This window comes from Bacillus sp. Au-Bac7, from assembly GCF_021341655.1.
GTDB lineage: Bacteria > Bacillota > Bacilli > Bacillales > Cytobacillaceae > Niallia.
Genome location: NZ_JAJTTG010000006.1, coordinates 23,824 through 37,623 on the forward strand (window position 1 = coordinate 23,824; position 13,800 = coordinate 37,623).

Annotated in this window: 14 protein-coding genes; 8 read left to right on the forward strand and 6 right to left on the reverse strand. The window is 41.3% G+C overall.

The window, feature by feature from the left end:
• Positions 1–19: 19 nt before the first annotated feature.
• The 3 genes from addB to LXM54_RS18115 all read left to right on the forward strand — a co-directional run bounded on the left by addB (position 20) and on the right by LXM54_RS18115 (position 7,649).
• Complete coding sequence (gene addB, locus LXM54_RS18105; protein ID WP_233316654.1) at positions 20–3,517, forward strand: helicase-exonuclease AddAB subunit AddB; 3,498 nt, start codon at positions 20–22, stop codon at positions 3,515–3,517.
• On the forward strand, positions 3,504–7,229 hold the full coding sequence (gene addA, locus LXM54_RS18110; protein ID WP_233316655.1) for a helicase-exonuclease AddAB subunit AddA: 3,726 nt from the start codon (positions 3,504–3,506) through the stop codon (positions 7,227–7,229). The genes addB and addA overlap by 14 nt, the downstream gene beginning before the upstream one ends.
• Positions 7,230–7,340: 111 nt before the next feature.
• Positions 7,341–7,649 carry an HNH endonuclease gene (locus LXM54_RS18115; protein ID WP_233316656.1) on the forward strand — a complete coding sequence of 103 codons (309 nt, stop codon included), beginning with the start codon at positions 7,341–7,343 and terminating at the stop codon, positions 7,647–7,649.
• A gap of 19 nt (positions 7,650–7,668) precedes the next feature.
• Here LXM54_RS18115 and LXM54_RS18120 read toward each other — a convergent pair whose 3' ends face one another.
• From LXM54_RS18120 to LXM54_RS18145, 6 genes are read right to left on the reverse strand one after another with little or no spacing between them, the layout of a single operon-like run.
• Entirely contained in the window at positions 7,669–7,887 is a 219-nt protein-coding gene (locus LXM54_RS18120; protein WP_233316657.1) for a spore germination protein, read from the reverse strand.
• 45 nt (positions 7,888–7,932) lie between these two features.
• On the reverse strand, positions 7,933–8,382 hold the full coding sequence (locus tag LXM54_RS18125) for a spore germination protein GerPE (protein ID WP_233316658.1): 450 nt from the start codon (positions 8,380–8,382) through the stop codon (positions 7,933–7,935).
• A 2-nt stretch (positions 8,383–8,384) separates the two neighbouring features.
• Positions 8,385–8,564 (reverse strand): spore gernimation protein GerPD, encoded by a 180-nt coding sequence (locus tag LXM54_RS18130; protein ID WP_233316659.1) that lies wholly within the window; start codon positions 8,562–8,564, stop codon positions 8,385–8,387.
• Positions 8,561–9,211, reverse strand: coding sequence for a spore germination protein GerPC (gerPC, locus tag LXM54_RS18135; RefSeq protein ID WP_442780506.1), 651 nt, complete (start codon positions 9,209–9,211; stop codon positions 8,561–8,563). Before gerPC ends, LXM54_RS18130 begins: the two co-directional genes overlap by 4 nt.
• A gap of 6 nt (positions 9,212–9,217) precedes the next feature.
• Positions 9,218–9,460, reverse strand: a complete 243-nt coding sequence (locus LXM54_RS18140; RefSeq protein ID WP_233316803.1) for a spore germination protein GerPB — start codon at positions 9,458–9,460, stop codon at positions 9,218–9,220.
• Between the two features lie 33 nt (positions 9,461–9,493).
• On the reverse strand, positions 9,494–9,715 hold the full coding sequence (locus tag LXM54_RS18145; RefSeq protein ID WP_144451981.1) for a spore germination protein: 222 nt from the start codon (positions 9,713–9,715) through the stop codon (positions 9,494–9,496).
• A 230-nt stretch (positions 9,716–9,945) separates the two neighbouring features.
• Here LXM54_RS18145 and LXM54_RS18150 point away from each other — a divergent pair, with 230 nt between their 5' ends.
• The 5 genes from LXM54_RS18150 (at position 9,946) to LXM54_RS18170 (ending at position 13,672) form a co-directional block, all read left to right on the forward strand.
• Positions 9,946–10,842 (forward strand): fumarylacetoacetate hydrolase family protein, encoded by an 897-nt coding sequence (locus LXM54_RS18150; RefSeq protein ID WP_233316661.1) that lies wholly within the window; start codon positions 9,946–9,948, stop codon positions 10,840–10,842.
• A gap of 66 nt (positions 10,843–10,908) precedes the next feature.
• The gene (locus tag LXM54_RS18155) at positions 10,909–11,250 is read left to right on the forward strand and encodes a YisL family protein (RefSeq protein ID WP_233316662.1); all 342 of its coding nucleotides are present in this window, start codon (positions 10,909–10,911) and stop codon (positions 11,248–11,250) included.
• 118 nt (positions 11,251–11,368) lie between these two features.
• Positions 11,369–12,475 (forward strand): sensor histidine kinase, encoded by a 1,107-nt coding sequence (locus tag LXM54_RS18160; RefSeq protein WP_233316663.1) that lies wholly within the window; start codon positions 11,369–11,371, stop codon positions 12,473–12,475.
• Positions 12,472–13,116, forward strand: a complete 645-nt coding sequence (locus LXM54_RS18165) for a response regulator transcription factor (RefSeq protein WP_233316664.1) — start codon at positions 12,472–12,474, stop codon at positions 13,114–13,116. The genes LXM54_RS18160 and LXM54_RS18165 overlap by 4 nt, the downstream gene beginning before the upstream one ends.
• 76 nt (positions 13,117–13,192) lie before the next feature.
• Positions 13,193–13,672 (forward strand): DinB family protein, encoded by a 480-nt coding sequence (locus LXM54_RS18170; RefSeq protein WP_233316665.1) that lies wholly within the window; start codon positions 13,193–13,195, stop codon positions 13,670–13,672.
• Positions 13,673–13,800 lie beyond the last annotated feature (128 nt).

Here is a 13,800-nt window from a genome sequence, read left to right on the forward strand (position 1 = left end):
TAAGTTCGAGGAGGCAATTATGTCTGTTAGATTATTATCCGGACGATCAGGCAGCGGAAAGACTGCCTTTTGTATAGATTCGATTCGGGAGAAGCTGTTCGCAGATCCTGAAGGCAATCCAATTATTTACTTAGTGCCAGATCAAATGACATTTCTGTCAGACCAAAGCTTGGCTGCGAGCGAAGGGCTTGGCGGCATGTTCCGTGCCCAAGTTTACAGCTTTACAAGACTTGCGTGGAGGGTTTTGCAGGAGACTGGAGGCATCTCGAGACAGCATATTAACAGCGTCGGAATCAGCATGCTCATCCGCAGCATTATCGAAGAAAAGAAAGAAGAGTTGTTCCTGTTTAAGAAGGTGGCAGACAAGAACGGCTTTATTGGACAAGTCGAACAGCTTGTAACAGAATTCAGAAGATATTGCGTTACACCAGAGGAGCTTGACAGCAGGCAGCAAGACATAGAGGGAGCTGGAGATGGCGACAAGGCTCTTTTGGACAAACTGCATGATTTGGAAATTATTTATCAAAGCTTCGAGGAAAATATGCTGGGCAAGTATATTGATGGAGAAGATTATTTCCGCCTCCTTGCAGAGAAAATCAACAGCTCTGAATATTTAAAGAAAGCAGAAGTTTTCATTGACGGTTTCTACAGCTTTACACCGCAGGAATATTTAATTATTCAGGAGCTTATCCAGGTTTGTGAGAATGTAACGATTACTTTTACTATGGACAAGCCTGACCGAAACAGTTTTGCAGATGAATTAGACCTTTTCCGGATGTCAAAGGAAACTTACGCAACTGTTTATGAAATGGCAAGACAAATCGGTGTGGAAGTAGAGGAGGATAATTTTGCTGAAGTGCATAAAAATATGCACCACTCCCTTCAACATATCGAGGCACATTTTGACAGCAGGCCAGCTCTCCCGTTTTTTGGAGAAAGTGCTGTGTTGTTTGCAGAAAGCGTTAATCCGAGGGCAGAAATAGAGGGCATTGCTCGGGAAATTAAAAAGCTTATTAGAAAAAACGGCTACCGCTATCGTGATATTAGTCTCTTATCCCGGAATACGGTAGAATACCAAAATATAATAGAAACTATCTTTGCCGATTATGAAATTCCTTTTTTTATTGACCAGAAAAGAACGATGCATTTCCATCCGCTTGTCGAGCTGATTCGCTCTACCTTGGAAATAATAGAAACAAACTGGCGGTACGAGCCTGTTTTCAGGGCAATTAAGACAGAGCTGCTGTTTCCAATGCATATGCAAAAGCGCAACATCAGAGAAAATGTGGACAAGCTAGAAAACTACTGCTTAGCATATGGAATAAAGGGAGAAAAATGGACGAGCAAGGAACGCTGGAAATATAGAAGATTTCAAGGGCTAGAATGGGATCCAGGGGTACAGACAGACAGTGAAAGACAAATGGAGCAGGAGCTGAATGAGCTTCGCCTTTCATTGGCTGCACCGATTACACGGCTGGCCACCAGGCTGAAGAGAGCAAAATCAGGAAGAGCAAAATGTGAGGCTCTATATCTCTACTTGGAAGAACTAGAGGTTCCAGAAAAAATGGAATTATGGAAAGTGGAGCTTGAAGAGCAGGGGGAGCTTGTTAAAGCAGGTGAACACGACCAAGCGTGGAACAGCATCATAGACCTTCTCGATCAATTTGTTGAGATTTTAGGAGACGAGGAGATAGCAAGAAAACAATTTGCGACCATATTGGATGCTGGGCTTGATACCCTTAAGTTTTCTTTAGTTCCGCCAGCAATAGATCAGGTGCTTATTGCTGATCTTGAGAACTCCAGGCTTGGCACCATAAAGGCTGCCTTTGTTATCGGGATGAATGAAGGGGTTTTTCCTGCCAAGTTTACAGATGAAGGGATTTTTGCAGACAGTGACAGGGAAAGTCTTGTAGAAGCTGGAATGAAGCTAGCACCTACAAGCAAAACTAGATTGCTTGATGAAGAGTTTCTTGCATACAAAGCATTTACAACACCGTCTGACAGATTGTATTTAACATACCCGCTGGCAAATGATGAAGGCAAATCTCTGCTGCCATCTGTGTATGTAAAACGGATGCGCGATTTTGTGCCAGAAGCAAAAACGCTCTACTTTATGGCTGATCCTAAGGATCTTTCCAGTCTCGGACAGCTCGATTATGCAGTTGACATGAAAACAAGCTTGTCTTACTTAAATGGCCAGCTGCAGCTGAAGAAAAGAAATTACCAAATTTATGATTTTTGGTGGGATGTTTATAACACCTATATAGAAGACCCTAAATTCCAGCCAATCGCGAAAAAAGTGTTCTCAAGCTTAACCTATCAAAACAGGACGAGTGAGCTCACAGAAGAAACGAGCAGCGATTTATATGGGGAAAGCATAACAGCGAGTGTTTCACGGATGGAATTGTTCCAGTCATGTCCGTTTTCTCATTTTGCCACACATGGCTTAAAGCTTAGAGAGAGACAAGTGTACAGACTTGAGGCGCCTGCTATTGGAGACTTATTTCATGCTGCCTTGAAATATATTGCTGAAACAGTGCTTCATGAAAATATGATGTGGTCGGATTTGACGAGACAGCAATGTGAGGTTCTAGCAAAAGATGCTGTCGAAATGCTTGCTCCTAAATTGCAAAATGAGATATTGCTGAGCACAAACAGACATCACTATATTAAGAGAAAGCTGGAGCAGATTATTAGCAGAGCTTCTTTCATCCTGAGCGAGCATGCCAAATACAGCGGCTTTGCACCGATTGATTTGGAGCTGGAATTTGGGCCGAAAGGTAAGCTTCCGCCAATGGCCTTTTCGTTAAAGAATGGCACGAAAATGGAGCTTGTCGGCAGGATTGACCGTGTTGACAAAGCTGAGCTTGATAATGAAGTATATTTGCGTGTAATCGATTATAAATCAAGTGCACATGAACTCAATATGAATGAAGTATATTACGGCCTGTCTTTGCAAATGCTGACATATTTAGATTTGATTATTTCCAACAGCAGCATTCTTGTTGATAAAGAAGCAAATCCTGCAGGAGTGCTATACTTCCATGTCCATAATCCAATCTTGAGCAGCAAGAAAATCTTGACGCTTGATGAAATCGAAGAGGAATTGTTTAAAAAGTTTAAGATGAATGGATTAATGCTTGGAAAAGAGGAAGTTATTAAGCTGATGGACGGCAGTCTTGAAAAAGGCGATTCACCTATTGTTCCAGCAGGTGTGAAAACAGACGGAACATTAACGAAACGTTCTAAAGTTGCAAGCAGGGAGGACTTTTATTCCCTTCAGAAATTTGTTCGCCATAAATATGTGGAAACAGGCAATAAAATAATTGGCGGCAATGTTGATATTTCTCCGTATCAATTAAAAGAAAAATCACCATGTACATTTTGTTCATTCAAGTCTGTCTGTCAGTTCGATGAAGGTCTTGAATCAAACCAATATCGAAAGCTGCAAACCTTCTCGAAGGAAGAAGCACTTGATTTGATCAGAAAGGAGGCAAACACACATGAAGAATATTGATATACCGCCGAAACCGCTTGATGCGACCTGGACAGATGATCAATGGAAAGCAATCAGCTTGAGCGGAAATGATATTTTAGTGGCAGCTGCGGCAGGATCAGGAAAAACAGCCGTTCTTGTAGAAAGAATGATACGCAAGATTGTTTCTGATAATCCAATAAATGTTGATGAGCTGCTTGTTGTTACATTTACTAATGCATCAGCGGCAGAAATGAAGCATCGTATTGGAGATGTGCTTGAAAAGGAGATAAATGCTAATCCAAAATCACAGCACTTGAAAAAACAATTAGTTCTATTGAATAAGGCCCATATATCAACTATTCATTCTTTTTGCTTAGAAGTAATCCGCAAATATTATTATATGATTGACCTGGACCCTGGCTTTCGCATTGCTGATGAGACAGAAGCACAATTGATGCGGGATGAATGTGTGGAAGATTTATTTGAGGAAGAATATGGACAAAGTGAAAATTCGGCATTTTTTGATTTAGTTGATGCCTTCACAAATGATAGAAGTGATGATGCACTTCAGAAAATCATACAGGAAGTGTATGATTTTTCACGGGCAAATCCTTCTCCGTCGGCGTATTTGGAGTCTTTAGCAAATATGTATGACATCGAGGAAACGGCGGCAATTGAAGACCTTCCATTTGCAAAAGAGCTGCTTGCAGATATAGGGCTTCAATTGGACGGAGTTCGGCAGCTTTTGGAATATGGATTAGAATTGACGAAGCGTCCTTTCGGTCCTGCGCCAAGAGCGGGCAATTTTGTTGATGATTTACATCTTTTGGACATTATTCAAAAGGCGAAAGACGACTCATGGAAAACGATGTATGACGCGATGCAAACATTGAAATTCTCAAGAGCTAAGGCATGCAAAGGGGATGAGTATGATCCTGCTTTAATTGAAGAAGCCCAAAAGGTCAGAGATAGAGCGAAAAAAATATTGCAGGAGCTGCAGAGTGAATTATTCGGCAGGCTGCCTGAAGGTTTTATAAAAGACATGCGAGAAATGAAAGTCCATGTGGAAACATTGACGAGACTTGTAGCTTCCTTCTCCGATCGTTTCCAAAGAATGAAATCGGAAAAAGGCTTAGTCGATTTTGCTGACTTAGAGCATTACTGTTTGGAGATTTTACGTGAGCCTGAAGCAAAAGAGCTTGTGCCGTCTGTGGCAGCAGTGCAATACCGCAAGCAGTTTAAGGAAGTGCTGATAGATGAGTATCAGGATGTCAACATGGTGCAGGAGTCCATATTGCAGCTTGTTACGGCAGACAGTGAAACAGCGGGAAATCTGTTTATGGTTGGCGATGTAAAACAATCTATCTATCGATTCCGGCTTGCAGAACCAAACCTGTTTTTATCTAAATATAATCGTTATCAAGCAGATGAGAATACAGGCTATAAGATTGACCTTGCCAGAAATTTCCGAAGCAGAAAAGAGGTTTTGGACGGTACAAACTATCTGTTCAAGCAGATAATGGGGGTCAAAGTCGGCGAAATTGAATATGACAAAGATGCTGAGTTGGCAAAGGGAGCTGCTTATCCAGAGGATGCTGCTTTTCCAATTGAATTGGCTCTTGTTAACCAAAATTCTGCAGCCACGACTGAAGAAGGTGACGGAGAGACTGGTGAATTCGATGCACAGGAAATGGAGCAGTCTCAGCTTGAAGCACGGGTGATTGCCCAAAAAATAAGAGAGCTGTTCGATCACAAGCAGGAAGTATATGATGCAAAAACGAAATCGTACCGTCCAGCTAAGTATAAGGATATGGTGATTCTGCTTCGTTCGATGACATGGGCGCCAGCCATCATGGAAGAATTAAAGCAATTTAATATTCCGACATATGCTAATTTGACGACAGGCTATTTCGAATCAACGGAAGTCAACATCATGATGTCATTGCTTAAAGTAATAGACAATCCATATCAAGATATTCCGTTGGCTGCTGTGCTCCGTTCCCCTATAGTCGGGTTAACAGAAGAAGACTTGAGCAGAATTAGAATTGAAAAGAAGCAAGGAGCATTCTATGATGCTGTTAAAGCATATATGAGTGTTAACAAAAATGACGCCTTGCAGGAGATGCTTGCACCATTCTTTGAATTATTGAATGAATGGAGAACAGAGGCAAGGCGTGGAGCTTTGTCAGATTTGATTTGGAGGCTCTATAGAGATACGCATTTTTATGATTTTGTCGGCGGATTGCCTGGAGGCAATCAGCGCCAGGCTAACTTGCGGGCATTGTTTGACCGGGCCCGTCAATACGAGGCAACCTCTTTCCGCGGGCTTTTCCGCTTTTTACGGTTTATTGAACGGATGAGAGACAGAGGGAATGACCTGGGGGCAGCCAGGGCCTTAACAGAGCAGGAAGATGTTGTCCGAATCATGACAATCCACAGCAGCAAGGGACTGGAATTTCCGTTTGTTTTCCTTGCTGGCATTGGCAGAGAATTCAACACAATGGATTTGCGCAAGCCGTTCCTGCTTGATAAAGATCTCGGGTTTGCGACAAAGTATATTCATGCTCAAAAACGAATCTCTTACCCGTCTCTTGCACAAATAGCATTTACGAAGAAGAAGCGAATGGAGCTTTTAGCAGAGGAAATGCGGGTGCTATACGTAGCGCTGACAAGAGCGAAGGAAAAATTAGTGCTGATCGGCTCTGTTAAGGATATCGAGAAGTCTAAACAAAAATGGGCACAAGCTGCTGGACATTCCAATTGGCTGTTAAATGAGTTCGACAGAGCATCTGCCCGCTCTTATTTAGATTGGATTGGGCCAGCCCTTGTAAGACATAAGGATGCATCTGGCATACATCTGGAAACATGGATGGAAAAAGGAGAAGTGTCTGTCCATCCTTCAGCATGGGAAATCCGAATTCTTCAAAAAGAAGATATTCTTAAACTTACTGTAGACGATTTGGAAGAACAAGAGAGCTGGCTGGAAAAGGTGACAAGCGGAAAAGTGATGGACATTTCCTCTGAATATAAAGAGCAAATCCAAAAAACTCTCGCCTGGAAGTATTTGTACCCGCATGGCACAATATATCGTTCCAAACAGTCCGTGTCCGAGTTGAAAAGGCAAAGTGAACGGTTGGATGAACAAAGCGGCACAGAAATTCAGCCACGTCGCAAAACGATTTGGAACAGACCGAAGTTTATGCAGGAGAAAAAGCTGAGTCCTGCAGAAAAAGGAACAGCCATGCATATGGTGATGCAGCATATCCGATTGGATGAAGCTATAACAGAAGACAGTATCAGGCAGCTTGTTGATGAAATGCAGACAAAGGAGCTTCTGACACCAGAACAAGCAGAGGCAATTGAAGCAGGGCAGATTGTCTCCTTCTTCCAGTCAGAACTTGGAGAGCGCATGCGTAATGCAAAAAAGCTTGTTCGTGAGATTCCATTCAACATTGCCTATCCGTCAAGCTCTGTGTATAAGGATTGGCAAGGAGAGAACGAGCCAATTTTAGTCCAAGGTATCATCGACGTCTATTTTGAGGATGAAAAAGGCACAGTGCTGCTTGATTATAAGACAGATTCTATTCTAGACCGGTTTAAAGGCGGATATATGGAGGCCAAGCCAGTATTAGAAGCGCGCTATCGTGTTCAAATTGACTTGTATGCTGATTCACTGGAGAAAATTCTTAAGAAAAAAATCGATGAAAAATATTTATTCTTCTTTGATGGAGCGAATATCTTACCGATGTAAGACAAAAAGGCTGTCCGAATTATATCGGGCAGCCTTTATTATTAGTTTTTTTATGAATTGCTAATTTATTGGGGTAAGAAATCACATGCTAATAGGCAGGAGGGAAGAAAAATGGCAAAAGCGAATAAAAAAATTGGAACATGTGAGTTATGTTTAAGAGAAGATGTAGAGACGACAGCCCATCATTTAACACCTCGGGAAATGGGCGGGGCATTCTTAGGCACAGCTGATTTATGCATTCCTTGCCATAAACAAATCCATGCACTGTATACAAATGAAGAGCTGGCAGTAAGATTGAACAAGGTTGAATTGCTGCAAGATGATCCTAAGATAGCGAAGTATTTGGCTTGGATAAAAAAACAGCCTTCTACAAAATTGCAGAAGGTGAAAAAATCAAAGGACAGAAGAGGGAGAAAATGAGGCTTCTTCCCTTTGTCTGTCAGTTATTGGCTGTTGTCGGCTGGTCAAGCAGACTTGTGTCTACATAATTCGTTGCGCTTAATCCATTGTTGGTAATAATAAATGCTCCAGTGTTTGATGCCCCGGAACCTAAAGAGACTTTCGAATTTCCCTTTGGGGAAATAAACAAGGAATCACCGAATTGAACAATCCCTTCTCCGACGTTAACAATTTGAACAGGTCCTACAATAGCAGGCAAAAGAACCTCCTCCTTTATTTATATAGTAGCCTGGCACCAAAAAAATCATCTGCCGTTAACAATAGCGGTTCCAGGTGATGAATGTATTTCCTCAAGGGGGATGATAGTTTGATTATTTAATTCCTCAGAGTGATTCTCTAGCTGTCTTATATGCTTTATCCTCGTTTCTGCATAAATATGACGGGTGCTTCCGACTTGAAGCAGGGATGAGGCTGAGACGGCAGTAATATCAAGGTTTTTCACTTTAATAACCGGCTTTATTTGATGGTACATTATATTGATGCTCTCAGTGATAGGAGGAATGGGAATTGGTTCGGAAAAAATCGGATATTGGTCAAAGGAACCTTCTCCGCCGAAGAAAATCTTCTTCTCTCGTTGTACAGCAAGTGCCCTCGAAAACGCTTGATAAAAAGAGATATCACCAAATTCTAGTGTAGATGAAAATGATGCTATATTTAGACGTATATGATTAACAACAGAAGTCCTTGTAAGCATATTTATCCTTTAGGGAACAAAGGGACAAATGGTCCGATAATCAGTGATTCTGCAGGTGTGTCAAAAGTGGACGCAAGCTGAATTGTCTGAACGTCGCCGACAATGCAGACAGATGAACTTGATACACCGATGATTTTAATATCACCAACTGCCAGCTCTCTATTATAAACCTGAAAGTTCATTCCTTGTTCCTTCCCTTCATATTGTCTGGAATATTGCTTAAGAATATTTTGACACCATTTTCAATTTCCTGCTTTAATGCTTCTATAATCGTTTCATTTTGCTGTTGTGTATCCTCTGCTTTTTCACCGCCGGTTCTTTGCTGTAAATAATATTGGATTCTTGTAGGCAGCTGCTTTGTAACATCTTCCTGAATGAAGGAAATATAAGCTTCATCCTCCTCCAAGCCTAGTTCGGCTTGTTTTTGGACAATTATCTCAGGAAGCTCAAGCTGGATATAGGAGAGGAGTGTTTCTTCCAGTTCCATCGATCTTGTCATCATTTGTTTAGGGTCTATTGGATATAAAGGACCGCCAGGCTGAACAGAATTACCTGGATTAATTGCCAGTTCTTCGATTTTTTGCAAATCTGCTGGATTTAAACCGATGTTAAGCGTCCCATCCAATGTTTCCACTTTTAGCTGATCAAAGCTGTATTCAATGCGATCGACTCGAACGGAAGGCCTGTTTTTCAGTTCGGTTATTTCTTTGGTCATTTCGGTGACAGCTTGCTCCAATGATACGATTCTTTTTTCCAGGTATTGCAGATAGGATTGCATCTGATCGCCATAATGGTAGAATTGTTGGGACATCCTTCGTACCTCCTTCATCTGTCTTTAAGGTGCTGTCAATGGAACAGAAGGTGACATGACGACACTGTCGTCTGCCACATTAACACCAGTAAACGGCTCTGATTCTTCAACGGGACTTGGAGCAGCCTCGGTGAAGCCTCCGGTATTATATAGATAAGAATTAGGCTTTATGATACCAGAGCTGCCAATCTGAAAAACGGAAGAGTTTGTAATACCGCCGATTTTTATGGTGTTTATTGTTATAGATTGTTGAATGAAAAAATTCATCATTATCACCTTTTTCAAAGTCAGAAAATCAATTTAAGCATTCAGGAAATTTCCTTGATCAATGCCATCATTGTCTGTTGTGTTCGTGGCACTTCGGTAATTAGTTATATTCAACCCATCACCAGTGTTGAAGGAACCGGAACCAGAGAATGTTTTGGCATTAGAAATCGGCATGATTTTATAGACATCGCCAATATTAAAGATGGAGCTGCTTCCTATGGAAATAACCTGTGCGACTCCTACAATAGCTGGCATAATCAACATCCTTTACATAAGATTCTTAACATTCTATGTGGGGGTTCTGTGGAGTGTGATACATTAGCCCAGCAGTTGTTAGCCTTCTCTCTTTTTAGCCTATTCAACAGCAAGGTTGGCCTATGCCTGTTGCTCCACTTTAATGTGATAGATTTGAATAGTATTATCTGAAAGTTTATAATTAACATAAATATTAAACTATAAATCTTTTGCAAAGGGATGGAGATAGTATGAAGTTTGCGACAGTATTACTGCAAGGCAGACAAGTTGTTGCGGTTTTAAATGAGAAGAATAAAACGATAATTCCGCTTAATGATGCAGAAGAACAGAGAACAGGCAGCCGTCCTTTTCCAGATGACTTGATTCAATGTATAGAGATGGGAAATGACTTTATTGATAAAGCAAGAGAGGCGACTAATTGGGCCAATGAGAACAGCAGTAATTTAGTTGAATTGGATGAAGTGAGGCTCCTTGCACCAATACCAACACCAAGGAAAAATATATTTTGTGTAGGAAAGAATTATGAGGAGCATGCAATTGAGATGGGGAGTAAGGATGATATACCTGAGCATGTGATGGTGTTTACGAAAGCCCCGACTACTGTAATCGGACCAGATGAAACAGTTCCTGACCATTCAGATGTATCAGAGCAACTGGACTATGAAGGAGAGCTTTGCGTAGTCATCGGTAAAAAGGGTAAGGCTATTCCACAGGATGAGGCGTTGGAGTACGTGTTTGGCTATACGATTCTTAATGATATTACCGCAAGGGATTTGCAGGCAAGGCATAAGCAGTTTTTCATCGGAAAAAGCTTGGATGGCAGTGGACCGCTTGGACCAGTAATTGTGGAGAAATCAGCTATTTCAAATCCAAACAAATTGAATATCTCGACTAAAATCAATGGAGAAGTCAGACAAAATTCCAATACAGCTCACTTTATCTTTCCTATAGAAGAAGTGATTAGTGTTTTATCAAAAGGCATGACGCTTGAGCCAGGAGATTTGATTGCAACTGGAACACCAGCTGGAGTCGGCAAAGGCTTCAAACCGCCGCGATTTTTGAAAGCTGGCGATACGATAGAAATAGAAGTAGAAGGAATCGGTGTGCTGCGCAACACGGTTGGATAAGATAAGACGGAAACCATTTTATAAACAGCAAGAAACGTGCATCCTATGAAAGAAGGAGGTGGGCATATGTTTGGCCAAATCCACTTTATTTCATGGATGCTCACATTAGTTCTTTTTGTTGCAGTCTTGTTTTTAAGAAAAACAGACCAAAAAAGAACGAGAAAAATCGTACATATGATTGCAAGGCTTTTGTATATCTTTATCATTGTTTCCGGTGCTATTATGCTGTTTCGTGTAGAAACTTTTACTGCCCTGTACATGCTGAAGGCACTTGTCGGGTTTTGGGTCATCAGCATGATGGAGATGATATTGGTCCGGCTTGAACAGGAGAGAAAGGTCAGAATCCTGTGGGGGCAGTTTGCAGTCGCTCTTGTGCTTGTATTGTATATTGGGTATGCTGCGTTATAATGTTTAAGGAAGGCTCTGCTTAACAAAAAAAGCAGAGCCTTCTTTTTGTTCCAGTATTGACCATGAAAAGAATTATCTGGTAAGTTATCAGTAGATTACGTGAATGGGAGAGAGTTTATTGCAATCATTTTATGTAAAGCTTGCGCTATTAATTTCTATGTGGGCAGGGGCGCTATTTGCATCGTATGAAAACAAAAATGTATTTTACATCTATTTATTTTCCTGCAGCATCCTGCTTGCTCTTTATTTTCTTCTACCCCTTCTTCGCAGAAAGGTTTTTATCTATTTGGCTCTTCTCGTTTGGATACAAGGGTTAATCTTTTTTGGAGAGGGCCAAAATCCTCTTTACCTTTATGCACTATCTTTCTTTTACATACTGGAAATGAATCAGGAGATGGCGGGAAGAATTAGCGGTGTGGCGCTCCTTGTGATTTCCTGCTTGAACTGCTTGTCAGGATATGCTTTGTATAATTATCCACTCTTGCTTGTGCTTGCTGTAAATGGATTTGCAGGGCTCGTGCTTTACTATTTTGGCGAAACGAACAGAGAGTATAGGCATATTAGAGAAGCATATGCCTCCTTATTAAATGACTTCAGGGTGCATAAGCGGAGAGCTTTTCAGAATGAAAGGACTGCGAGAGCGGAAGAGAGAACAATGATAGCAAGGGAAATGCACGATGCTGTTGGCCATAAGCTGACAGCGCTTGTTATGCAGGTTGAAGTAATGCGCCGAGAACTTCCTGGCAGTTCTTATTCCATCATTAAGGAAATAGCCTCTGAATGTCTGGAGGAAACGAGAAGAGCTGTCCGCCTCATGCAGGCAGAGGAACTTCAGGGGATTTCCGCACTTGTTCATTTAATCAAAAAGCTGGAAAGTGAGAATGCTGTCCATGTTCATTTTACAGCTAAACAAGGAGCGCTTCACGCACAGCTTAGCAATATGAAAAATGCAGTTCTTTATCGGACGATCCAGGAAGGGCTGACAAATGCAATGAAGTATGGAAGCACGAGAGATGTTTTTATTTCAATTGGAGTGTCGCCAATCGGCCACCTTACATTTGAAATAAAAAATGCTTTTAACCATAAGCATCCCATACACAAAGGGTTCGGTCTTGACAACATGTCAAGAAGGCTGGAGGAAGCGGGAGGAAAGCTTGCCATCCAGCAGCTGAATCAACAGTTTATCTTGGCAGGAAGTCTGCCGACAGAGGAGATAAAAAAATGATTAACGTAATGATTGCAGAAGACCAGGCAATTGTCAGGAATGGACTGAAAATGATAATTGAACAGGATGCTGATATTTTGGTGGCAGCTGAAGCGGAGAATGGCAAGGAGGCGCTCTGCTTGCTTGAAACTGTTCCTGCCATAGATCTTATCTTAATGGATGTCCGCATGCCTGTTATGGATGGACTTGAAGCAACAAAGCAAATAAGGGGGCGCTATCCGCATATTAAGATACTAATCTTAACTACTTTCAATGATGAGGAGTATGCAATTAAGGCTTTCCGAGAAGGAGCAAATGGGTTTTTGCTGAAAAACGCTGATAGTGCTGCCCTTATTAACAGCATTAAAAGCTGTCTTGCTGGGGGCATGAGCATACATGCGGACGTTGCAGCAAAGGTCATGCCTAAGCTGCTGAAGGAAACGAGACCCTATATGCAGACAGACCTAATTGATACCCTTACAGAAAGAGAAATAGAAGTCGTTAAGCATGTCGGACTTGGGAAAACCAATAAAGAAATAGCAGGAAATATGTTTTTGTCTGTCGGTACGGTAAAGAATCATCTTACACAAATCCTGCAGAAGCTTGAACTAAGGGATAGAACACAATTGGCTATCTTTGCTGTGAAAAATGACCTTATATAGCCATAGTTTTGGTTTAACAGAACTAAAAATGTTATGATGATTTAGTGTGTTACATAAATGTTGAAGAGGTGTTTATATGTACAGAAAAACAGAAGATTTTATTGCAGACTGGACTGCTTCTGCTCACGGAACAGTACAAGTATTAGAGTCACTTACAGATGAGAAGCTAGGTCAGGCAATTGTTGAGGGTCACAGCACACTTGGCTGGCTTGGCTGGCATTTAGCTACAAGTCCTGCTTTTTTTGCAGGAGTTGCCGGTATTAAGGTAAGACCTGCTACAGATAAAAAAGCAGAAAATATCACTGCAGCTGAAATAGTACAAGCTTACAAAACGATTGCAGCTGATATCGCTGAAGCTGCAAAGTCTTTAACAGATGAAACACTTAGCGAAACAGTCGACCAGTTTGGAAAACCGATGACAAAAGGTTCTGTTCTTGGATTGCTGATTCAACATCAAGTTCATCACAGAGGACAAATGACGGTTCTGCTTCGTCAAGCTGGCCTGCCTGTTCCAGGTGTACTTGGACCAACAAAGGAAATGCAGGCAAAAGGCTAAATCAGCCTAAAAAACGTCTCTATATAATAGGGACGTTTTTTTATGGAGAAAAAAATGACTTAAGTCACTTAGTAAGCAGCACATAAAATGACCTTTAGGTATAGGAAAAAACTTGTAAAAACATTATG

Coding starts and splice junctions, on each gene's coding strand:
- LXM54_RS18150 (WP_233316661.1), top strand. CDS start 9,946: ATGAAGTTTGCGACAGTATTACTGCAAGGCAGACAAGTTGTTGCGGTT.
- LXM54_RS18155 (WP_233316662.1), top strand. CDS start 10,909: ATGTTTGGCCAAATCCACTTTATTTCATGGATGCTCACATTAGTTCTT.
- LXM54_RS18165 (WP_233316664.1), top strand. CDS start 12,472: ATGATTAACGTAATGATTGCAGAAGACCAGGCAATTGTCAGGAATGGA.
- LXM54_RS18115 (WP_233316656.1), top strand. CDS start 7,341: ATGGCAAAAGCGAATAAAAAAATTGGAACATGTGAGTTATGTTTAAGA.
- addA (WP_233316655.1), top strand. CDS start 3,504: ATGAAGAATATTGATATACCGCCGAAACCGCTTGATGCGACCTGGACA.
- gerPC (WP_442780506.1), bottom strand. CDS start 9,211: ATGAAGGAGGTACGAAGGATGTCCCAACAATTCTACCATTATGGCGAT.
- LXM54_RS18130 (WP_233316659.1), bottom strand. CDS start 8,564: ATGAACTTTCAGGTTTATAATAGAGAGCTGGCAGTTGGTGATATTAAA.
- LXM54_RS18145 (WP_144451981.1), bottom strand. CDS start 9,715: ATGCCAGCTATTGTAGGAGTCGCACAGGTTATTTCCATAGGAAGCAGC.
- LXM54_RS18140 (WP_233316803.1), bottom strand. CDS start 9,460: ATGAATTTTTTCATTCAACAATCTATAACAATAAACACCATAAAAATC.
- addB (WP_233316654.1), top strand. CDS start 20: ATGTCTGTTAGATTATTATCCGGACGATCAGGCAGCGGAAAGACTGCC.
- LXM54_RS18170 (WP_233316665.1), top strand. CDS start 13,193: ATGTACAGAAAAACAGAAGATTTTATTGCAGACTGGACTGCTTCTGCT.
- LXM54_RS18125 (WP_233316658.1), bottom strand. CDS start 8,382: ATGCTTACAAGGACTTCTGTTGTTAATCATATACGTCTAAATATAGCA.